Genomic DNA, 23,446 nt, shown 5'->3' with positions numbered 1-23,446 from the left:
TTTCTTTAATTAAACTAAAAGTTTCAGCAAAAAATTATGTCATTTATATTCTCTTAATCTTTTCAATTAATTCTTTTCGTTCTTCCAAAGGAAGTGTTTTAATTGCGATTAACAGAGCGTCAATTGTTAACCATTTGCTTTCCTTTTTCAAAAATAACCGAATTCTTTCTTTTAAAGAATCTGATACTTCTGTTTCAATCATCCCTGCTTCAATAAATAGTTGCACAATTTCATCTACTACTTCAGGAGTAATTTGCTTTTCTCGCTCTTGCAACTCTTCTTCGATTTCCGACAAATAATCTCTTAAAAATTGTTCCCACTGGTCATCCTCCAAGTAAAATAAATCTATATAATAATTCTGGTAAGTAATCTCTCCATCCTTTTCATAAAAATATCTTTTACCAAAGTTATTATTTTGCTGGGAATATAAAGCTTGTAGATTTTGAACTAACTGATTAAATCGCAAATCCGGTTGCTGCTCCCATATTTTGAACAACAGAGTTAAAATCCTTGGAATCCGCTTCGTGTCTCTCACTTTCATATCCCTCCAATACAAAAAAAATATCTGCTTACTTTACCGAATAATTTATCTTATCACTGCTTACTTTACCGAGTAATTCACCGGTTAGCTTATTGAGTAAAATTCAAGAACTGGTTAAACCCTTTGATATCAAGGGATTCTTGATAATAACATTCGGTAAAGCAAGCATCGAAGGATACTTCGATGAGTACTTTACCGAAAGCCTAATTTACAATCTGCTCATTATCCCGATTAAGGTATACTCCTGCAATCTAATATGTTAATCTTTTTACTTCCGATAAAAAGTTATTTGCCTTTTTCAAACAATCTTTACATTCTATTTCATCAATTTTTGCTATATTATAGTCTGCTATCCACCTCTTTTGCTTAACAAACCTAAATGAGTCCAAATAATCTAGTCCTATTTTACCATTACTAACCAACGAGGATAATTTTCTCTCAAGTTGCTTATGACTTTCCTTAACATTTAAAGCATTTGGCTCCCAATCTGAAAGCATATTTTCACTTTCTAATAATGCTTTTAGTGAATGCATCATCGAATAATAAGATCTATTAACAGACTGGTTATATAAGTTCTGTTCATATAAAGCTTGTGCAGCTTTCAAATCGTCACCTGCGGTTTGTATTTCCATTATATAATTAACAACTGGTTTAACCAATGTTTGTTCTAATTGCATTGTTTGTATATCCATATTTTTATGAAGGCTTTCCGCACCATTTACAATAGAATTTTTAATCATTTCCTTATCTTTCATATCCAACTCATCAGTTTCCAAAACGGCAAGCACTATTTCAATTAGCTCTTGTACCTGCAATCCTTTTAAATTATAGAAACTATCATATATAGGTATGTATTTAACTTTTTCACTAGACTTTTTAGTTTTCCATATTCCATATATAAGTCCAATTCTTTTTGAGAATTCGTTTTCAAAGAAGTCATAAAATGAGCTATATAGATGTCTATTATCTCCATACAGAAATCCGACTAGCGTAAATAAAAAAGCACTTCTAAATGAGTTTAATAACGATTGCTTTTCTTCATTAAATTCAGTTTTCCATGCACCTAAGTCAATTCGGATATCCCCAAAATCATATTTTGTAATTATTTGCTCATAGTTATCCTTTAACATATCCATAGCAATACATTCCCATGTTTCTTTTTTAATATAAGAAGTATACTCTTTAATTATTTGCAACTCTATGCTTCCATTTATTTCTATCATTTCGGCACCAAATATACTCAATAGGTCACTATTCTTACCACTACTATTTATTTTTGGTTTGTCAATTTTGTTAATAAAAAACTTAAACAATGTTTCTAATTCATTATCATTAAGTTTTTCTGCATTTGCATATTTTCTAAGAAGATCTTTTTCACAGTTATCTTTTATATTTTCTAAATATAGTAGATTGATACTTCTTGGTATATGATATACTTTAGAATACTTACCATTGATGTCTTTATCTTGGATACTCATTATCACAGGAAAAATACCAGAATTAATTACAATATCCTTTGACATATATGCCCTCCTAAAAATAAAGACACCTAAGATATTTATCCTAGGTGTCATTTCATGATTGATAATATTTACGCCCCTGTCACTTCTTCCGCATTTCGATTGATCTCATCAATAATGCCAATGATTTTTCTTGCATCATCCATATTGTCCTTGAACAGTTCAACAATACTGCCAACTGATCTGAATGGTTCTTGTTGCAATACCTTCTTATCGAGTGTTCCGTTTTTAATGACATAATCAACAATGTGTTTAACAAAACGAATTTGGTTTAGATTTAACCGCTCCTCTGAAAGGAATTCGGAAAATGCTTCGTTGGCTGCTTTCGGATCCAAGCCAACAATTTGCCGAACTAGTTTTGTAATCGGTGTGTCGCCAAAATCTTTTTCGTAATCTTCTCTCGTACCAAGTTCCTTCCAAAGTATGTCTTCAAGCATTTTTACATCTTGGGCTGTTAGCGGTTTATTATGATTCAGCTTGTAGATCGCCATCTGGTCTTTATGTTCGATTAAATAATGTTCTACTTTCTTCCGGTAATTTTGTAAATCATTCACATGAAACATTGGAGCATTTTCTTTTACTTCAATTACTTCATCTTGGAAGTTTGTATAATAAATCTTTTGTGTTTCTTTTTCGATAAACTTGATTAAATCCCTTAACGCTTCACGCACTTCATCTAATTCAAAGATATCAGCACTATCCCAAAATTCTTCCGTCAACACTTTATCAATGACGTGCTTTTGTTCCATTACTTGCGGAATCGTACCAAGTTTAGAAAGTGCTTCCGCCGTTTGAATGACGCTGCGAATTGGTTTTGTTGCATTGTTGGCTTGTAATTTTGCCAATTCAATCGTATACATTAATAAATCAAAACGTTTAGCAAATTCATCATCTTGAACTGGGACAATGATCGGTGAGATATGCTCTTTAATTTCATTCGTATCAAGAACAGATAACGTAACCCAATTGTCCTTGTTTTTAAATTTCTCCACATATTGCAGATGTTGTCTCACACGGAAATTTTCATTATCAAGCGCAAGAACATCTCTCGTTACTTCATGGACTAATTCATTGCGATGTTTGATATAATCTTCTGTTTGATAATTAGTTCCTTGTAATTCACGGATTATATCCACTTTGGCATTGAATAGTTTTTCTGTGAGGCTTTTACCAACTTGAGTTTCCATGCCCTTTGGATTTTCACGGAAAAACTCAAAGTTTCCGCAATAGTCAAAGATTAGGAAATGCGTTTTGTCTTGTCCAATTCCAAATAAATCTGGACAAAGCCGTGTTCCACGACCAATCATTTGCCAGAACTTTGTTTTCGAGCGAACCTTTTTAAAGAATACAAGATTAACCACTTCTGATATGTCCACACCTGTATCAAGCATGTCCACAGATACAGCAATTTGTGGCATTTTACTTTTATCTGAAAAGTCATCGATTAATGTTTGAACATATTTTATGCTATAATCAATGACTCTAGCAAAATCGCCACCATACTCTGGGAACAATGCGTCAAACCGTTCTACGATTCTTACGGCATGGCGACGATTTTTTGCGAAAATAATGGTTTTGCCTAGCTTGTCGCCACCTTCTACATGAATACCTTTGTTCATTAAATCTTTCAGAACCATATCGATGGTGTTGTCATTAAAGAGCCACTCATTTAAGGCAGAGCTGTCAATATCTTCAGTGAAATCTTCTTCATCAAAGGTTTCTTCATATTTTTCTTTATCTTCTTCCGATAAATCATCGTAATGAATACCTTCTTCTAGAAACTTTGTCTTTGTTTCAATTGTTCGGTAATCAACTAAAAACCCATCTTTTACAGCTTGATCCAGCTCATAAGCATAAGTCGGAACACCATTTTCCATTTCAAACACTTCATACGTATTTTTATCAATCTCATCTTTTGGGGTTGCCGTTAAGCCGAGTAAAATTCCATCAAAATAATCGAAAATGCTGCGGTATTTTTTATAGATACTTCGATGCGACTCATCAATGATGATGAGATCAAAGTGTCCAACGGTAAATAATTTTTTCCCATCTTTTCTTTTTGCCTCATCAATCGCATTCATCATCGTTGGATATGTAGAAAAGACGATTCGGCTTTCCTCTGGGTTATCCTTATTATCTAAAAGGTTGCATAAAGGTATACTTGGCAGTAAGTTATTAAAGTTACGATATGCTTGATTGATTAATGCTTTTCGATCGGCTAAAAAGAGAACATTTTTCACCCAATTATGACGAGTCAATACATCGACAATCGAAATTGCCGTTCTCGTTTTCCCGCTACCTGTAGCCATAACGAGAAGCGCTTTTCTTTGGTTACGACTCAATGCGTCACAAACGGATAAAATCGCTTCTTTTTGATAATAACGATTACTGATATCATCATTAATTTGAATATTTGTTAACGGACGTTTCATTTGCCGACGTTCGATCAACAAACTTAATTCTTCTTTGTTGTAGAAACCAGAAACTTTTCGTGGTGGATACGGATCATGCCAAATATATGTTTCAAAGCCGTTCGTATAGAAAATCACCGGGCGAACACCTGACATTTTTTCGATACAATCAGCATAAAGTTTGGCTTGTTGGCGACCAATTTTCGGATCTTTTGACGTTCTTTTTGCTTCTACTACAGCAAGAGGCTTCCCATTATCTCCAAATAAAACATAATCAGCAAACCCTTTACCTTCCTTATTTGGCATACCAACAACTGGATATTCCCGAATAATATCTTTATTAAACTCCCAACCGGCAAGTTTCAAATCTAAATCGATATATTTTAGTCTTGTTTCAAATTCATTTAATTGATCTACTTGGAAATTATTTTCTTTCGTATTTTGCTCACGCTTTTCTGTAACCTTTTTACGTAGATGTTGATTTTCTTTAATAATTTCTTCAAGTTTCCGGTCCTTTGCACTTAATTGTTCATATAAATCTTGTAATTCTTTCGGACGGACCTTCTTTTCTTCTCCAACCGGAAGCAAGGATTCATCAAATTCCCCGGCCGTAAATTCATCAGAATAACAATAATCAATCCATGCGATAAATTGAAATAGATGATGAAGGGATAACACCGCTTCATCTCGAGTAATTGGTGCATTGGTATGAACCGCTTGATTACCAAGTTTCACTACATACTTCATCATCGGTAATAACTCTTCATCAATAATTCCTAAAAATTCTCGGTCGTGAATCAGGCTGGAAAGATTATCTTGATAAGGAACTTCAAGCGCACTGTCATAACTATAGACCCACTTTACCGCCAGCTCCAGCGCACGTCGAGACTGAATCGCGCTGACAGCTGGGCTGACAACTAAACCTTTTTCCGCTTCAAAACAAGCATTGGCAAAACTGCGATACTGTTTTTTATCTTTTAGAAAGTTGAAATTTGACAAGTAGACACCTCCCTTTGATTAAGGCTTTCAAACTTTTTCTTCGGTAAATAATTCACCTTTGAAGGAAAGTTGCATAAGTGATTGGAAATTTGTATCTAAAATCGCTAGACTCTTTTTTAACATTTCTTTTTGACTATTGATTTTCAAAATAATTTTTTTGAATTCTTCCTGTGATTCTATCGTAGGTTTGTTAACTTTATATTTGTCAAAAAACTGTTTAGGTACACGTTTTTGACCAGCACTTCCGGTCATGTTTTTCTCAGCTTGCTGACGAAAATTGGGTAATGTTGTTAAATAATATAGCCATTCACTTGTAATTCCTTCTTTTGGTCTTAAAACATGGAATTCAGTTGAACCGAACCCGACTTCATTGGTTAAATTTTTCGCAATAGCACCTTTTCCGTTTTCCATGCAAGGTGTAATTTTTGCAAAAAGAACATCGTTTTCCTTAAAATAAGTAAATCCTTTATACACTTCACCAAGATTACGGGTTTCAGACAAATCAATTTCTCCGGTTTCTGAAACATTTGCCATGGGAATAAAAGAAACAATCGTATCCTCTTTTAAGTCAGCTACCTCTCTTTTCGGAGGATTTATTTCACATAACTCACTTAAAGGTAACTTTTCTCCTCGAATTGAACCAAACATCTCCAAAAACACACTTTGCGTTAATTGGTCTAATGCTTCGATTTGGGCATTCCGTTTATCAATTAATTCTTGAGCTTTATCTAAGGTATTTGCGATTTTAATTTGTATATCTATATTAGGTATATCAATTTCTATCTTTTTTAAATCTGTTACTGAAAAACTTGCTTGATTTACAGATTTTTTTATAATCTTGTTTAGTTTCATTTTAAAAAAATGTGTGTTGAAATAGTAGAAAACGTATTTTGGAAATATAATTTTGGGATTAGGTCTCAAACATAAAAGATTCATTCCATGAATTATCTTTTCTTCAGGATCTTTCTTTTGATAGATTGCAGACTTCCCCAAGTGAATTTCACTATTGATATGAGACATTAATATATCCCCATCTTTTAAAAGATAATCTTCATATTTCGATAGATCATATATCCCCGCATACCCCATTTTATTCCTATTTATGTATCTATCTGATATAGTTTCTATTCTTGTAATCGGGTAACCGCCCTCAATTCCCTGTTTAATATTGGCTCCATTTCTAATAAATTCGAACACTTCGTGTAGTTTATATTTCATTTTACTACCTCATTTATTATTTCTTTTAACTCTTTCAATTCTTCTTGTATTTCAGATTCAAGTTTAATAATCTTTTCAATTATGACACTAGGTGCTTCATACTCCACTTCTTCATATTCAATCTCTTTATATTTATTTATCGACAAATCATATTCGTTTTCCCGTATTTCTTCAACCGGAACAAAGAATGATTGTTCTGTCCGTTTCCGTTCTTTTTCTTCCTCTAAATTATTAAATCTTGCAATAATATCCGGTATATCATTTTCTTCAATTGGACTGCGTTTGTCGTCTAGAGAAAAACCGTCTGCTTTCATATCATAGAACCAAACGTTGTCTGTACCACCTGCACCTGTTTTTGTGAAAATCATGATTGCCGTTGAAACTCCTGCATATGGTTTGAAGACCCCACTTGGCATGGAAATAATGGCTTCCAATTTATGGTTATCAATGATTTCCTTTCGTATCGTTTTGTGTGCTTTTGAACTTCCAAATAACACACCGTCTGGAACAATGACCGCAGCTCGTCCACCCGGTTTCAAAATACGAATAAATAAGGATAAGAATAATAATTCTGTTTTCTTTGTTTTGGCTATTTTTAATAAATCATTTGAAACCGCTTCATAATCCAATGATCCTTTGAATGGAGGATTTGCCAGCACTAACGTATATTTTTCTTTATCTTTATTAATTTCAGAAAGAGAATCTCGATAGTCAATATTTGGATTGTCCACACCATGCAGCATCATGTTCATGGCACCAATCCGAAGCATTGTCCGGTCCATATCATTACCGTAGAACATGGTGTTATGGTAATGTTCTTTTAAGCCTTGAACAAGGAACATATCATTATGATGTTTACGTAAGTATTCGCTTGCTGCAACTAAAAATCCAGCCGTCCCCATAGCAGGGTCAATAATAATATCCTCTGGCGTTGGTTTCATAAGTTCAACCATCATTTGAATAATGTGTCTTGGTGTGCGGAATTGCCCGTTTGTACCAGACGTTGATAATTTGGAAAGTAGATACTCATATAAATCCCCTTGTACATCCCGATCATCTAAAGGAAGATTGTCAATTCCTTCGACAATTTTTGCCAACATATTCGCTGTTGGGATTAAAAACATCGCATCGCCCATGTACTTGGAGTATGCTGAATTATCTTTACCATGTAAATTTTTAATGAAAGGAAAAACTTCATCGGAAACAACACGATACATTTCTTCTGGGGATCCGAGCTGTTTAAAACGGTGCCAGCGCAAGTGTTGTTTATCTTCTGGGAAGATTCCTTCAAAAGGAATCCCTAAAATTTCCGCTTCCTTCTCTTTAATCGTTTCCGCTTCATCCAAACTTTTTATAAATAAAAGATAAGTAAATTGTTCAATAACCGTTAATGGATTTGTAATCCCACCTGTCCAAAACGTTTCCCATATTTTATCAACTTTATTTTTTATTTCTCCTGTAATCATATAACTTCCTCCTGCTGCATCTTATATATCTTCATTATACCTATTTATCTCATTTTATTAAAAGGATAATCTTGGAGACCTATAACTATTTACCCAATTGATTAATCCAAAATATCTTAAAAAATTTTAAAATCCTATTAAAATACATTGAATCGATAAGTATAATGTTTCAGAACAAATCGGTTAATCAAAAAATCAACTTAAAATTTTTTTAAAAAATTCCTTATTTCTCTTCAAATATGAAAAATCAAAGATACAATGCTTTATGCAAAACGAAAAATACAAATAACTAAGGAGATGAATTTGTTATGCAATGTGTAGCTTATATTCGAACTACAAACAAAAATCTTGCAGATGAAAATTTAAGAATTCAAAGAGAGATGATTAAAGATTTCGTCTTGAAAAAAAGGTGGGAACTCACATGCGTCTATTCTGATATCAGTTCTGGAATTGATAAAAATAAAAATTTGAAATTAATGATTGAAGATGTTCGTCACGGAAATTTGATATTATCGTTGCTACAGACCCATCAAGACTTTATAGAAATACTGAACTATTGATGGAATTAGAAAATCTTTATAACCAAAACAAAATCCATATCGTAACAGTGGATAATCAAATAAATACTATCCATAGTGACGATGATAAATTACTAAGAAATTTCAGTTCATTTAATAATGTTTTACAACAAAAAAACATCCGATTCCCTGCAGTCTATATTAGAACGAATAAACCAGTAAAAGAAAATAGATATTTACAGTATTTGATATCCTTAATGGAATATAAAAAAAATTGTCGATTCATTGAAAAACTACATTCATCTAAACGTCGTATTGAAGAATATTTATACAAAGTCAAATAAATAGTGTAACCCAATAAAAAGCGAGATCCGCAGAGGTTACGTAACCATTCAAATTGTTGGTTATGTAATTCTGCGGATTTTTTTATATTGAAAAATTATAAAAGGGAGAGCGATAAATCATGAATAGATCAGAAAACACCGTTGAGCGAATTTTTGCAGATACTTCGCTCACCTTCATGGATGTTATAAATTCAATTATTGATCATAAAATTGAAGAACTCGTCAATAATGCTAGTAAGGTAAACACTGCTACATCTCAAAAAGACGAGAAGGAGTATGATTCAAAATGAGATGTGCAGTATATGTTCGTGTTTCTACCGATAAAGAAGAACAAAAAGATTCCTTAAAATATCAGCAAGAACTGTTTTATAATTATATAGCGGAAAAAGGTTGGGATATTTACAAATTTTATATTGACGTTGAGAGCGGGACGACGGCAAAAAGAGAAGAACTTCAAAAACTTATTGAAGATGCTCAGGATAAGAAGTTCGATATCATTCTTGCCAAAGAGTTATCACGCCTTGCCCGAAATGGAGAATTATCCTATAAAATCAAAAACTTATGTGAAAACCAAGGGATTCACATCATTACTTTAGATAATGCGATCAATACATTAACAGGGAACACTCATATGTTTGGCCTTTATGCATGGATGTACGAACAAGAATCTCAAAACACGAGTAATCGTGTGAAAGAGACATTAAAAACTCGAGCAAAAAATGGACTTTTTAAAGGATCAAACCCTCCATATGGGTATGAAGTAAGAGATGGAAAATTGTATATCCGAAATGATGAAACACCAAATATTGTTAGACGAATTTTCAAAGAATATTTGGAAGGAAACGGACGACAAAGTATTGCAAGACGGCTATATAACGAGGGAATTCCTACTCCTGCTCAAATAGCTGGAAAAGCAAACGCAGGAGATAAGTGGCATGATTCTACCATTAGATGCATCTTGACAAATCCCCATTACGTTGGGGATCTTGTTCAAGGAAGAACAACGACAGTAAGTGTAACAAGTAAAAGAAGAAAAAACGTTCCTAAAGAAAAACAGTTTATTATCAAAAATGCACATGAGCCAATTATATCTAGGGAAACGTTTGATGCTGTCCAAAATCAATTAGAGCAGAGAAGAAAATATATTACAGCACCCAAATTACATCTTTTTACCAACATTCTCTATTGTGCTGACTGTGGTACGGGAATGTGGTATAGAAGTAATCGTCGGGGCTACATTTGTGGAAGTTATGCCCGTCATGGCAAAAAGGCTTGTACCGCCCACACGATAAAAGAGGATTTTCTAAAAGAAACGATCCTAGAAGACATCCAAACCTTAATTCAACAAGTTGATAAAGAGAAATATATAAAGAAGATGGAGAGAAAATCGAGAAGTACAAAATCGGATTCTCAAAAGAAAATCAATAAGATTAACAAACAGATGGATGTTTTAAAAAATCGAAAAAGAAAATTCATCAACCTGTTAGCTGACGGAATCATTACCCATGAAGAATATCAGGAGAGTATTGAAGCAACGAACAAGGAATTAACTGAATTAATGGAACAAAAAAATAAACTTCTTACATTGATGGAAAACGATGATGTAATCGAAACGATTGAAAAACTCAAAAAGGAATTACTTCAATTCCTAAATTTCGATGAATTAACGAAGGATATTCTTCACCGACTAATTAATCGAATTGAGGTAAAAAAAGACGGTACACCGATTATTCATTACCGGTTTGCTACACCAAAAATTGCATAGAGGCAAGAGAAAAACCTTATCTTGCCTCATTTTTTTATTTTAAAACTATCTGCGAAACGCACTCCACGTGGCTCGTATGCGGAAACATATCAAAAGGCTGTATATATTTTACTTCATATTCCTTGCTTAAAAACTGAATGTCTTTCGCTAATGTAGACGGATTGCAAGAAACGTAAATCAATCGTTTCGGTTTTACTTTTAATACGGTTTTCAGAAATTGCTCATCACAGCCGGTTCGTGGCGGGTCAACGATGATGACGTCTGGATGCCAACCTTCCTTTTGCCATTTCGGCAGCCAATATTCTGCTTTTCCGACAACATAAGTTGCATGATTAATATTGTGTTTCGCTGCATTTTTCTTTGCATCTTCGATGGATTCAGGGATCGTGTCCATCCCCCGGATTTCAGCGGCATCCCTTGCCAGCCATAATCCAATCGTTCCTACGCCGCAATAAGCATCGACTACTTTTTCGTTGCCAGTTAATTGTGCCGCTTTTTTCACCTCATCATAGAGCTTCACCGTTTGTAAAGGGTTGAGCTGAAAAAATGCCCGCGCTGACAGCTCAAACGATAAATCGCCCAATGTTTCTTGAATCGTTTCCTTGCCAGCAAGATGAATCGTTTCGTCTCCAAAAATAAGCGATGTTTTTGCACCATTGATATTTTGCAAAATGGATTTCACTTCAGGCAATCGTTTTTTCACCTCCGCAACGAAAAGGTCCTTCTTCGGAAACTCTTTTTTCGAAGTAACAATAACAAGTTGAATGTCACCAGTTTGGAAACCGACCCTCACAACAATCGTTCGTATAAGTCCTTCCCGCTTTCTCTCATTATAAATAGGTATATTTAAATCCTCTAATATACTTTTCACGATTAGTGTTGCCCGGTTTGTGCTTGGATGCTGGATCAAACATTCAGAAATGTCAACGAGCTCATGTGAGTTCATACCATATAATCCCGCTAACACTTTTTTGCCATCTCGTCCGACTTGAAGCTGGCTTTTGTTGCGATAGCGCCATGGATCTTCCATGCCGATCGTTTTTCGAATATCGAGCTTTTCAACATTCAATGTTGCATGCCGCTCTAACGCTTGAACGACAATGTCGCGTTTTACATTGAGCTGCTCTTTGTAATCTAAATGTTGCAGTTGACAGCCGCCGCATTCTTCGTAAACCGGGCAAAGCGGCTTAACGCGATACGGTGATTGATTACGGATCTTTTTGATTTTTGCCTCAGCGTAATTGGGATGGACTTTGGTTGCAACAGCGGTAACGACTTCACCAGGCAAAGCACCAGGTATAAAAACCGTTTGTTTTTTAAAAAAGCCAACCCCTTCTCCATTGATGCCAATTCTTTTTATCGTAAGCGGAAATTCTTGTCCGACTTTCAACGGTCCTTCGTTTTGTGTTAGATTCGTTTGTTTCTTTTTTAATTGTTTTTGCTTTGACATATGTATTTCTCCATTTCATTTTTTCTGTTCTTATTATAGTTTTTATCACAAAAGACAAGCAATTAGTTGTTTCCTCAAAAACAAATACTACATGAAAAAAGAGCAGTTCAGAAAGCTGAATTTTCAACTTTGAACGCTCTTTATCTTCTGTAGTTGCATTTGAAAATTGTTTGCGGATGAATAATGCCTTTCTTTTCATTTTGTTTACATTCTTGGACAAAGTTTTTTCACTTAACCGTCCTTCTCTTACCAATGAAATATCCTTTGCTATCACTCTTGGGTGTCTTTTTTCAGATAAAAATATTTCTCATACATAAGCGGTTTCGGCATTGTTTTCTCGAGCATTAAATCATCTAGGCTTTTAAACGTGTAGCCTTGGTCTCGAAGTGTATCAATAACCTTTGCAAGAGCTTTAGCGTTGTCTTCCGATACAGTATGTAACAAAATTACTGCACCGGGATGAATTTGTTCCACAATATTATCATAAGCATACCGCCACCCTTTTTGGTTATTGACATACCAGTCGACAAAAGCAAGCGACCAGAACACATTGACATACCCAAGGTCTCTTGAAAGTTTTAATGTTCTCTCACTAAATATGCCTCTTGGCGGTCTTAAGTACATCATATCATCTTTGCCAGTAATCTTTTTGTATTCTTCCTCAACAAGTTGAAGTTCTTTTTTTAAACGAATATCACTCACTTGGGTTAAATCTGGATGGTGCCATGTATGGTTACCTACAATATGCCCTTCATCAACCATCCTTTTGATAAGATCTCCATTTTTGCTTATATAATGGCCAGTTACAAAAAACGTGGCTGGCACTTTTTTCTTTTTAAGTACATCCAATATTTCCGCAGTATAGCCGTTTTCATAACCATTATCAAATGTTAAATATATATCTTTTTTCGAAGTATCGCCAATATAAAATGAGCCGTATTTCGCTAATGTCTTTTCAAATAATTCCCCAGCTTCTGCAGGCTGGTGATTGCGGCTTCTTTTCATCCCCCAGTGTAGCGGATGGTTCGAAACAGACTCATCAGCTTTTATAGGCAATGAACAGCTTAATAGAAATACAATCGCTGTTGTAATTTGTAAAAAAACTTTAACAGCACCTTTCATCATTGGAATCCTCCTATTTTGCCAATTGTTATTTATAGTTTTTGAAAGGTGCTTGCTTTCATACGAAACATGATTTTCCAATGTAGCCGTACTTTAATGTGTGAACAAATCAAAATAAAAAGGCGTCCTCAAGCCTACATTCGACTTGAAGGACCCCTTTTAAAATACGACCGATCAGCCGTCTTTACTAAATGAGATTGTACGTCAAATATTAAAACACTCTTTCTTTAAATTGAGCAAGTTTTTCAAGGGATGATTTTTCAACATCTTGGTGCAAGCTGTTGCCGTGAGAATCCATTGTAACAACGGCTTTAAAGCCTTTGACACGCAAGTGCCACATTGCTTCTGGAATTCCGAATTGCATGAGGTCAACGCCGTCAACAGCTTCAATACAGTCAGCATAGTATTGCGCTGCACCACCGATGGCATTCAAATAAACGCCGCCATGTTCTTGCAATGCTTTTAATGTTTTTGGACCCATGCCGCCTTTACCGATGACTGCACGGATGCCAAATTTCTTCATAATATCGCCTTGGTAAGGCTCCTCGCGGATACTTGTTGTTGGACCAGCCGCTTTTACATGCCATTTTCCTTCTTCGTCTTTCAACATTACCGGACCGCAATGATAAATGATTTGACCATTTAAATCAACCGGTGCGTCATGTTCCATTAAATAATGGTGGATAGCGTCACGGCCTGTATACATTCTTCCGTTGATTGTTACAACGTCACCAACTTTTAATGAACGGATTTGTTCTTCAGTAATTGGTGCTTCTAGAACTACTTCACGAGGGCTGTCATTACCTTCAACTGCTGCAGGTGCTTGTTCAACTTTCTTGCTGAAATCAACATCGTCTCCCTCTTGATAATGCCATTCTAGAATTGCTCCAGTTGCTGGATCAATTTTCACACCTTGACGGCGGAATGCCCAACAGTTATAGGCAACAGAAACATAGAAGCTAGCTGGAATGCGGTGCATGACACCGATTTTACAGCCTAAAAGCGTAGTCTCACCGCCAAATCCCATTGTACCGATGCCAAGTTTGTTGGCATTTTCCATAATGTATTCTTCTAATTTACGCAAATCTTCATTTGGATTTACATCATCAAGATTTCTAAATAGTTGTTCTTTCGCAAGATCATAACCGGAGCTGCGATCGCCGCCGATGCCAACGCCGATAAAGCCTGCAGAACAGCCTTGGCCTTGTGCTTGATAGACAGAGTGCAAAATACATTTGCGAATACCGTCTAAATCGCGGCCTGCACGTCCCAAGCCTTCCAATTCACATGGCAAGCTATATTGAATATTTTTATTTTCACAGCCGCCTCCTTTTAAAATAAGGCGAACATCGATATAATCTTTATCCCATTGTTCAAATTTAATAACTGGTACACCATCGCCAAGGTTGTCCCCGCTGTTGGCACCAGTTAATGAATCAACAGAGTTCGGACGAAGTTTACCATTTTTTGTAGCTTCTGCTACAGCTTTGCGGATCACTTCTTTAATTTCTAATTGATTCACGCCAACAGGTGTTTTAATTTTAAAAGTAGGCAAACCTGTGTCTTGGCAAATTGGCGAAATATTTTCTTCCGCCATGATGATATTTTGTGAAATTGTATCCAATGACATCGCTGCCCGAGTGCCAGCGTTTTCGCGCAATTTTGCTTGGTAAATAGCACGTCTTGCATCTTTTGGTAATTTTGTAGAAGTTTCAACAACTAATTGGTACATGCTTTCAAATAGTTTTTCCATTCTTTTCCCCGTCCCCCTTTTTGTTTTTTGGAAAAGGCTCTACCATCCATTATTATAATGCTTGTCTTTTTTTTTAGAAACCCAAAATATAAGGAAATAGTGCAAAAAGTGAAAATAATTCAGTTTATCTTGCAAATAGTAAATGTTTAATAAGTTTATTTATTGCACAAAAAAAGACCGTGCAATGTTTATTAAAACAGAACGGTCCTTCATAAAAATAATTTATTCTCATCAAGCCCCAAAGAATCTGAACCGTTTATCGAGGTGTATCCGTCGTTACAAACTTAAATGATAAATGGTCTTGTACCGGGATCCACGCACCTATGCCTTGTTGAGTTATATTTTTTATTTTTAGCCTTACTTTGCTGCCTTTAAATTCTAAATAAACTTCACCAAATGTTACTTTTCCTTTCTCATTTACTGCAGGAGCATAAGCATATAAATACCCTAACTTTTTCGGAGCGACATTATACACTCGATCTTTTTTCGTTCCTTGGCCAATCACTGTTTCAAATGCTAGCGGCAATTCTGTCTTTTTCGCAGCTGTTAACATCATCATTTTTTGCACTTCTTCCGCATTGTTAATTCTTGATGTTAATCCGCCTTTGATCACTGCTTCGTCTTCTTGTATATAATGAATTTTTTGCGGACTATTACCACCGCGATTATCAAATTTATTTACATTGGCCTGTTTATATTCCCAGTTAATATTTGTTTCTGTTGATTCATAGCTTAACGGCCACTGACCTAGATAAATGGTTGCCCGAAATCCGAATTGCGTTGGTGTTGTTTGGATCGTTGATTCATTTAAAATACGAATAAGATCAGGGTTCTGAATTGGAACATCTGCGGTTTCCAACAATTTTTTTGCTAAATCGCTCGGTTGAAGATAAGGCAAATCCTGAGTCGGATTTGGGTACGTATTTTCCTTCGTAATATCTAAAACCGAGTCAGGCACTTTTATTTTGCTTTGGTTATTTACTTTTGTACTTTCAGCTGCGCTCGGATAACTTTGAAAGTTAAACAATGAGATAAAAAATGTCATAACTATTATTATTGTTAATTTTAGCGCCTTCAAAATTTTGACCTCCTTCTTATTGCTTATTTGTATTTTTTTCGAAGATTTGCTTATTTATCCATTGGACACATTGGAAATTTATAGTTGATTAAAAATCACTTCAATAAGCTAATAAAATCCGTTCGGCCGCTTGAGCAAAAATTATTGTTGTGTCCGAATTTTTAATAAGGAGGTGCAATTATCTCTAGATAACACATTTGCTTTGGCGAACATTTTTTGCAAATCATAAAATAAAAAACCCTTTTCCAGATGTATGTCTGAAAAAGGCATCTTGAGCTTACATAATTTTTTTCGCACAGTCATTGAAGTTACAAATAATAGGATGGTGATAATAACTAGAAGTAATACAATGATTCCAGTTCCAAAACGGGTTAAAGAAACATTCAACTTTAACTAAAATGCAACATTAATAACTTTGCTTAGTATAAATTTACAATACTACTAAACTATTATGTTCATGAATCTTGTTGTTTATAAATCACGTAGGTCTTGCATATTTTATCATGCAATCCTTGTTTTTTCTTTGTTAGTCCAACCATGATAAAACCGATCATAAAAAAGCTGGATAAAATATAAGAAAAATACCTTCCAATTGCTCGTGCAAAAGTGATCGCACGCCCATCTTCTCCAATGATTCGCAGCCCGACGATCAGCTTACCTAAAGTTCCTTGGTATTTGGAAGTCATCCAACCAAAATAGATAGCACAAAAAATGGTGGACAACAGCGTGCTCAATGTATCATAAGAAGTCCATGTTGGCGTATTCAAATTAAACTGATAAGCCCAATATCCCATATCCATTGGTTTTGCAATTTGAAAAGATAAATAATCAATAATAATACTTGGAATAAGAAGAATTAAAAAATCAAGAAACCACGCCCCTACGCGTATCCAAAATCCTGCATAACGTTTTTCCATTTTTACACCCCCTTTCTAAAATATAACAGAAATTTAACGATTATTACCATTTACTTTTTTACAATATGAAAAATCAGGATGGGAGCGGATTACTAAAAAAACCCTTTTCCAGCTTATCTGAAAAAGGGCTTCTCTTTTATTTTTATTTTTATAAGCTTTTTACTTCTTTTAATACAGCTTGTGGTTCTTGTGATTTTAATAATTTTTTATTCAGCGCAAAAATTGTAGTTATCGTTTTAAGTTGGACATACCAGAATGGTGCTAATAACAAGAAGTAAACAGTGGAGAACTGTTCAACGATACCAGTTCTAACAAAACCATAATGAACGAAAAACATGCCCATAACTGTAAATGCAACACCTGGACAAATTAACGAATAGCTTCCCGGACTTTTGCCGGAACCTTTTATATCTACAAATTCCCTGAAATAACCAATGCTTTTCAATACTTTATATCCGAATAAGCCAAAAATGATTTGTACTGATAATAATCCAGTTAACACTAAAAAGATTGGTACAACGGAAGGATCTTTCACATGCAGCAAATTATGGTTTACACCCATATACAATCTTACAAACGTAATCCCTAATATAGTTAATATCGGGATGATAATCCAAATACTCGGGCTTGCTGCTTTATCAATGCCTTGTTTAAGAATGGATTGAAATCCTACTACCATCTTTACAACTGCTAAAATTACCGCAATACTTCCAAAGAAAATAGCGCCTACAAGACCGATTGTAGAAGTTACTGTTTCGTGGCTCATGGCTGCAGATGATGAATATCCAACACCAATCATTGAAAATGCAAAGACTGCTAATAATTGGCTTAAATGGTTATTATTTATAGTATTAAGCGATCCATGAATAACAAAGCGTGAAAAATAGTCAGTAAAGATTCGCAACGCATAAATACCTATAATCGTAAATCCAGCCAATGCACCAGGAAATAAGTATTCAACAACATTCCACAATCCAGGAACATAGACGCCGCCTAAAATAAATAATACGTTTACACTCATGCCAATCGTTAATGGAATAGCCATCAATTGTACGGCTGCAGCTGAATTTTTTAATTTTTCATAAGCTCCTGTCTGTTTAAAACCCCGATACTCCCTTATGTTCCAAAGCAATAATCGGAAATGATTAATGGCAAAGAACAGAATGCCGATGGTTGCAAATATGATGAGCGCACTAAGAGCAATATTACCGCTGTTAAATGCTGCTGATACATGTTCAAACGTTGGAATTGGTGTTTCTGGGTGTTTGACCATGAACATCAATAATAGAAAGAACGCTACCGTCATCCCTCCGTTACCTAAGGCAGCAAGAAAATATAATGGGCTATATTGCTCACCTAAGTTTTTTCTCATATAAAAATCTCTCCTTTTATATACCGTATAGGGTATTTGATATTTTGGTTATATTTTATACCCTTTGGGGTATTTTTTCAAGAAAAAAAAATATAAACATTTTTTATTTTTTATTATCAATAATTTCCTTTTTATTATACCCATCTAGGTATATAATAGATAATAAGAATAGAATTTTTATAAATTATGAAATATTGTCTAAAAGGGGGATTTACTATGGCGAAAGTAGTTATTTTAGGAGCTGGTTTTTCAGGGCAAACAGCAGCTTTGTATTTAAGGAAAAAGTTAGATAAAAAGCATGAAGTAATTGTTGTAAATCCATGGCCTCGTTTTACTTATATTCCATCATTAGTTTGGGTTGGAATCGGTCGAATGAAACCTGAGCAAACCATGTTTGAACTTGCACCCGTTTTTCAGAAACAAGGGATCACATTCATTCAAGCTTGGGCTAGAGAAATCCACCCAGATAGACAATATGTTGTGACCGAATCGAAGGATGGAACAAAACAAAAGATTGAGTATGATTATTTAATAAATGCGACAGGACCTTATTTAAACTTTGAAGGAACAGAAGGTTTAGGTCCGGACAATGGCTATTCCCACTCCATCTGCAACATCCATCATGCCAAAATGGCGAGAGATGCTTATCTAAAGTTGGTTTCAAGAATGGAAAAAGGAGAAAAAGTAAAAATTTTAATTGGAACCGGTCACGGTCAAGCAACTTGTCAAGGGGCTGCTTTAGAATACATCACGAACATTCATAACGATCTCGTTAACAGGGGACTAAGGGACAAAGCGCAGCTGATGTGGATCTCTAATGAACCAGCATTAGGCGATTTTGGCGTGGGTGGAATTTATGCTAAAAAATATGGATACATTATGAAATCGGAAGCTTTTCTTAAATCCCTTTTCGCTGAGCAAGGCATTTATTATCAAGTCCAAACAGCGGTCAAAAAAGTCGAAAAAGGAAAAGTCATTTGGGAAAATTACGAAGGTGAAATTGGCGAAACTGAATTTGATTATGCCATGCTTATTCCGCAGTTTAGAGGAATGAATATTAAATATGTAAATAAAGACGGTGAAGACATTACTTCAAAACTTACAAACGCAGGTGGATTTATGTTAGTAGATGGCGGATACGGGAAAAACTGGGAGAATCTTCAACCTTCTGATTGGCCATCAACATACCAGTCTCCTTTCTATCCAAATATGTTTGCAGCAGGAATTGCTTTTGCTCCGCCTGGCTCGATATCAAAACCATTTACAAATAAAAATGGAACCGTTATCACAGCCACTGCACCACGGACTGGCATGGCAGCCGGAATCATTGGAAAAATTGTCGCTTTTAATATCATTGACATGATTGAAGGCCGTTCTCCATCCCATCGTGAGTCGATGGCAGAAATGCCTGGCGCCTGTATTGCATCAATCGGAAAATCAATTTGGAACGGCTCGGCTGCAACGATTTTAATGTATCCTGTCGTACCGGATTTTGATAGGTATCCTGAATACGGACGAGACCTTAAAATATGCGATATGGAAATTGGGCTTGCTGGTGCTTGGATTAAACGGACATTGCACTCAATGTTTATTTATAAGATGAAAGGCAATCTTGGATGGAGCTTAATTCCTGAATAATACATTTCTAACGATCAAGACGTTTCCTAAAAAATGTTGCATGATGATCGATGAAAAAAAGACGTACCATAAAAGATTTTATACCTTTTGACAGCGCTTATATACCCCCTATACTATATTTTGTATTATGCTGTCTTTAAAGGAATTTTTTTATAAAAGATGAAAACATATATTAAGTTGAATAATAAAGTTGCAGTCGGTTTTTATAATTGAGGAAAAATATAAATCAAACTTTATCATACTAGGGGGTTGTTTACTAATGAAAAGAATATGCAACCAATGTCAAACGGAAATGATCAATGATTGCAGAGTGACTGTTGAGGCAGATATTTCTGGAATTAAAATCACCCAAAAAGGAAAAGGACTTTTTAATAATGTATCGGCAAAACTTAAAGCTTCAGTGTGTCCTAATTGTGGCAATGTTGCTTTATATGTTGATGATTTTAATAAATTCAAACAGTAAATGAATTTGAAGTTTCATATTAGACTACTTTTTTCCTTTACCCACAACTATATTCAAAGAAAGGAAAATGCATAATGGAAATTATTAAAGATATGGTCCCAACTCGTAAAACATTATTTATTAGAAAGTGTAAAATATACCAATTTTTCCGCTTTTTAGTTCTTAACGCTAAAATTTTAAAAACGGCTTTATTCCCTCCGCGTCATTAAATAACCATACAAACTTTTTAAAGGCAGTTCGTAGTATGAACTGCCTATTTTATTAAATTTTCAAAAAAATCATTGACCTTTTTGAAATAACTGTTATATAATACATAACAAATAAATATTCTGTATTATCACAGTGTCACTAAATTATTTTTATAAATGGAGGAATGAAAAATGAGCCGCCAAGAACGGAAAAATATGATTGAGTTTATAACAAAAAATCGTGAGTTTAATTCTGAAAAGTTGATGTATATGACAGACGATGAAATTGAACACATTTACAAAAACATTTACTACCATTGTCAAGAATTCGTTGAAGATAACATTATTATTTAATTTCATCTAACAACTTCTTTGCTAAATCTCCCCACATCACTTTTCACTTTACCTCCTCTGTAATAAAACAGAGGTTATTTTTTTGCCTCCATTTTCCCCTTTACATGACTTAAAGCCAATCGATCTTTCCTATATTTTTATTGAATTATGAAATTATTACTTTTCATCAAAGGGGTCCTATGCTATAATCAGTTTAGAATTATTTTAATTTACTACTTAAAATAATTTTAATATTTTTAGACATGCAACAGCACTAAATTCCTTTAAAATAAAGGTATTGATGATGATTATAATTATCAATTAGATAGTTGAGGAGGAATAAAATTGCATTCTCAAACTAAAGTAATAGATAAACATTCTCAATTAGGGGTTGTGGTTCAAGAGAAAAACTTCTTAAATAAAATAAAAGAACATATCGAATTGATCGCTGCATTATTTAGCGGGGTGCTCATTGTTGCCGCTTGGATTTTAGGCAACTTAAACAAGGAATCTGCATCCATTGCGGTTTTTATCCTTGCTTACGTCATTGGCGGCTATGCCAAATCAAAAGAAGGCATCACAAAAACATTTGTTGAAAAAGAACTTAATGTTGAAATGCTGATGATTTTTGCAGCTATCGGTTCTGCCATCATCGGTTATTGGGAAGAAGGAGCTGTTTTAATTTTTATATTTGCTTTAAGTGGAGCACTTGAAACTTATACAATGAATAAAAGCAAAAAAGAAATTTCAAGCTTGATGAGCCTTCAACCAGAAGAAGCGCTGCGCATCACAAATGGATATGAAGAGAAAGTCCATGTTTCACAATTGAATATTGGCGATCAAATTTTAATAAAACCGGGTGAGCGCGTTCCATCGGACGGAATCATTGTCCGCGGTGAAACGACTATAGATGAAGCAGCTATTACAGGTGAATCCATCCCTGTCAACAAAAGCATGAAAGATGAAGTTTTTGCAGGTACAGTCAATTTAAATGGTTCTATTGTCGTAGAAATTACGAAAAAAAGCGACGAAACTTTGTTTCAAAAAATCATTCATCTTGTACAAAACGCTCAAAGCGAAAAAGCACCATCTCAATTGTTTATTGAAAAATTTGAAGGGACTTATGTAAAAGTTGTATTAATAACTGTTCTATTCATGATGTTTTTACCGCATTATCTATTAGGATGGAGCTGGCAGGAAACATTTTACCGGGCGATGATTTTATTAGTTGTTGCTTCACCATGTGCATTAATGGCTTCCATTATGCCAGCAACTTTAGCAGCTATCTCTAATGGCGCAAGACGCGGTATCCTTGTTAAAGGCGGTGTTCATCTCGAAAACTTAACAGTGTTGAGAGCCATTGCATTTGACAAAACTGGCACATTAACTTTGGGAAAACCACAAGTTACCGATTTAGTTATTCGAGAGGATTTAAATGAGGAAAAACTCCTTCAAGCTGTTGCATCGATTGAAAATCATTCAAATCATCCTCTCGCTCAAGCCATTGTTAAATATGTAAAAGAGAAATACGACTTTTCCCTTGTTGAACCAGCGCAATTTAAAGATGTATCCGGCTGGGGTGTTGAAGCAAATGTACTAAATAAACAATGGAAAATCGGCAAAAAAGATTTTGTCGGCCGCGAAGAAGCCGAACAGTTTCATGATGGAATATCGAAGGTACTTGCTAGTGAAGGAAAAACCATTGTTTTTATAAAAGATGAACAAGGCATTGCAGGTCTATTAGCCCTAAAAGACGTCGTACGTGATGTTACAAAAGAAGCCATCCAAACATTACATGAACAAGGAATCCATACTGTCATGTTAACAGGCGACAGCAACTATACAGCTCAAGCCATCGCAAAAGAAAGCGGTGTGACCGAATACATCGCCGAATGTCTGCCTGAAACAAAAGTTGAACATTTAAAAAAGCTTAAAGAACGTTATAAACATGTCGGAATGGTCGGTGACGGAATTAACGATGCCCCTGCCCTAGCAACTGCCACTGTTGGGATTGCAATGGGAGAAGGATCCGATGTGGCACTTGAAACAGCAGACATCGTTCTTATGAAAAATGATCTTACAAAAATCGCAGATGCCATTAAACTTTCAAAACGAATGACGAGAATTATTAAACAAAATATTATCTTTTCAATTACTGTGATCATGCTGTTAATCGCATCCAACTTCCTGCAAATTCTCGATCTCCCATTTGGAGTGATCGGTCATGAAGGAAGCACATTATTAGTCATTTTAAATGGATTGCGCTTGCTTCGATAATTTTAAAATAAATAGCTCAATTTACACCATCAAATCAATTGCACACCAAAAAGAAAAAAGGGGATTCAGGCGT

At 34.9% G+C, this 23,446-nt stretch carries 19 protein-coding genes; 8 read left to right on the top strand and 11 right to left on the bottom strand.

The window, feature by feature from the left end:
* Positions 1–43: 43 nt before the first annotated feature.
* The 5 genes from HR057_RS13460 to HR057_RS13440 form a co-directional block, all read right to left on the bottom strand.
* Positions 44–535 carry a hypothetical protein gene (locus HR057_RS13460; protein WP_173731963.1) on the bottom strand — a complete coding sequence of 164 codons (492 nt, stop codon included), beginning with the start codon at positions 533–535 and terminating at the stop codon, positions 44–46.
* 257 nt (positions 536–792) lie between these two features.
* Positions 793–2,064 carry a HEPN domain-containing protein gene (locus HR057_RS13455; protein WP_173731962.1) on the bottom strand — a complete coding sequence of 424 codons (1,272 nt, stop codon included), beginning with the start codon at positions 2,062–2,064 and terminating at the stop codon, positions 793–795.
* Between the two features lie 68 nt (positions 2,065–2,132).
* Complete coding sequence (locus tag HR057_RS13450) at positions 2,133–5,471, bottom strand: DEAD/DEAH box helicase family protein (protein ID WP_173731961.1); 3,339 nt, start codon at positions 5,469–5,471, stop codon at positions 2,133–2,135.
* Between the two features lie 27 nt (positions 5,472–5,498).
* On the bottom strand, positions 5,499–6,689 hold the full coding sequence (locus HR057_RS13445) for a restriction endonuclease subunit S (protein WP_173731960.1): 1,191 nt from the start codon (positions 6,687–6,689) through the stop codon (positions 5,499–5,501).
* Positions 6,686–8,155, bottom strand: coding sequence for a type I restriction-modification system subunit M (locus HR057_RS13440; protein ID WP_173731959.1), 1,470 nt, complete (start codon positions 8,153–8,155; stop codon positions 6,686–6,688). Before HR057_RS13440 ends, HR057_RS13445 begins: the two co-directional genes overlap by 4 nt.
* A gap of 308 nt (positions 8,156–8,463) precedes the next feature.
* Between HR057_RS13440 and HR057_RS13435 the strand changes: the two genes are divergently transcribed.
* The 4 genes from HR057_RS13435 (at position 8,464) to HR057_RS13420 (ending at position 10,782) form a co-directional block, all read left to right on the top strand.
* On the top strand, positions 8,464–8,715 hold the full coding sequence (locus tag HR057_RS13435) for a recombinase family protein (RefSeq protein ID WP_173731958.1): 252 nt from the start codon (positions 8,464–8,466) through the stop codon (positions 8,713–8,715).
* The gene (locus HR057_RS17405) at positions 8,664–9,017 is read left to right on the top strand and encodes a recombinase family protein (RefSeq protein ID WP_173732003.1); all 354 of its coding nucleotides are present in this window, start codon (positions 8,664–8,666) and stop codon (positions 9,015–9,017) included. Before HR057_RS13435 ends, HR057_RS17405 begins: the two co-directional genes overlap by 52 nt.
* Positions 9,018–9,136: 119 nt before the next feature.
* On the top strand, positions 9,137–9,307 hold the full coding sequence (locus HR057_RS13425; protein ID WP_162835916.1) for a hypothetical protein: 171 nt from the start codon (positions 9,137–9,139) through the stop codon (positions 9,305–9,307).
* Positions 9,304–10,782 carry a recombinase family protein gene (locus HR057_RS13420; protein WP_173731957.1) on the top strand — a complete coding sequence of 493 codons (1,479 nt, stop codon included), beginning with the start codon at positions 9,304–9,306 and terminating at the stop codon, positions 10,780–10,782. Before HR057_RS13425 ends, HR057_RS13420 begins: the two co-directional genes overlap by 4 nt.
* Positions 10,783–10,816: 34 nt before the next feature.
* Here HR057_RS13420 and rlmD read toward each other — a convergent pair whose 3' ends face one another.
* The 6 genes from rlmD to HR057_RS13390 form a co-directional block, all read right to left on the bottom strand.
* Positions 10,817–12,232: a 23S rRNA (uracil(1939)-C(5))-methyltransferase RlmD gene (gene rlmD, locus HR057_RS13415; protein WP_173731956.1), complete on the bottom strand. Its 1,416-nt coding sequence runs from the start codon at positions 12,230–12,232 to the stop codon at positions 10,817–10,819.
* A 270-nt stretch (positions 12,233–12,502) separates the two neighbouring features.
* The gene (gene pdaA / locus HR057_RS13410; RefSeq protein ID WP_173731955.1) at positions 12,503–13,354 is read right to left on the bottom strand and encodes a delta-lactam-biosynthetic de-N-acetylase; all 852 of its coding nucleotides are present in this window, start codon (positions 13,352–13,354) and stop codon (positions 12,503–12,505) included.
* Between the two features lie 211 nt (positions 13,355–13,565).
* On the bottom strand, positions 13,566–15,107 hold the full coding sequence (locus HR057_RS13405; RefSeq protein WP_173731954.1) for a fumarate hydratase: 1,542 nt from the start codon (positions 15,105–15,107) through the stop codon (positions 13,566–13,568).
* A 256-nt stretch (positions 15,108–15,363) separates the two neighbouring features.
* Positions 15,364–16,185, bottom strand: coding sequence for a YfkD famly protein (locus HR057_RS13400; protein ID WP_230474454.1), 822 nt, complete (start codon positions 16,183–16,185; stop codon positions 15,364–15,366).
* Between the two features lie 455 nt (positions 16,186–16,640).
* Positions 16,641–17,102 carry an RDD family protein gene (locus HR057_RS13395; protein ID WP_173731953.1) on the bottom strand — a complete coding sequence of 154 codons (462 nt, stop codon included), beginning with the start codon at positions 17,100–17,102 and terminating at the stop codon, positions 16,641–16,643.
* Positions 17,103–17,250: 148 nt separating this feature from the next.
* Positions 17,251–18,474, bottom strand: coding sequence for a TsoY family (seleno)protein (locus tag HR057_RS13390; RefSeq protein ID WP_173731952.1), 1,224 nt, complete (start codon positions 18,472–18,474; stop codon positions 17,251–17,253).
* A gap of 216 nt (positions 18,475–18,690) precedes the next feature.
* Between HR057_RS13390 and HR057_RS13385 the strand changes: the two genes are divergently transcribed.
* The 4 genes from HR057_RS13385 (at position 18,691) to HR057_RS13370 (ending at position 23,373) form a co-directional block, all read left to right on the top strand.
* Positions 18,691–20,112, top strand: coding sequence for an NAD(P)/FAD-dependent oxidoreductase (locus HR057_RS13385; protein WP_173731951.1), 1,422 nt, complete (start codon positions 18,691–18,693; stop codon positions 20,110–20,112).
* A 259-nt stretch (positions 20,113–20,371) separates the two neighbouring features.
* Positions 20,372–20,575: a nucleic acid-binding protein gene (locus tag HR057_RS13380; RefSeq protein ID WP_173731950.1), complete on the top strand. Its 204-nt coding sequence runs from the start codon at positions 20,372–20,374 to the stop codon at positions 20,573–20,575.
* Positions 20,576–20,955: 380 nt separating this feature from the next.
* The gene (locus tag HR057_RS13375) at positions 20,956–21,117 is read left to right on the top strand and encodes a BH0509 family protein (RefSeq protein ID WP_173731949.1); all 162 of its coding nucleotides are present in this window, start codon (positions 20,956–20,958) and stop codon (positions 21,115–21,117) included.
* Between the two features lie 324 nt (positions 21,118–21,441).
* A complete protein-coding gene (locus HR057_RS13370) occupies positions 21,442–23,373 on the top strand; it encodes a heavy metal translocating P-type ATPase (RefSeq protein WP_173731948.1) in 1,932 nt (643 codons plus the stop codon).
* Positions 23,374–23,446 lie beyond the last annotated feature (73 nt).

This window comes from Calidifontibacillus erzurumensis, from assembly GCF_013303125.1.
GTDB classification, from domain to species: Bacteria; Bacillota; Bacilli; order Bacillales; family Bacillaceae_J; genus Calidifontibacillus; species Calidifontibacillus erzurumensis.
This window is presented reverse-complemented; position numbering and strand designations above follow the sequence as displayed.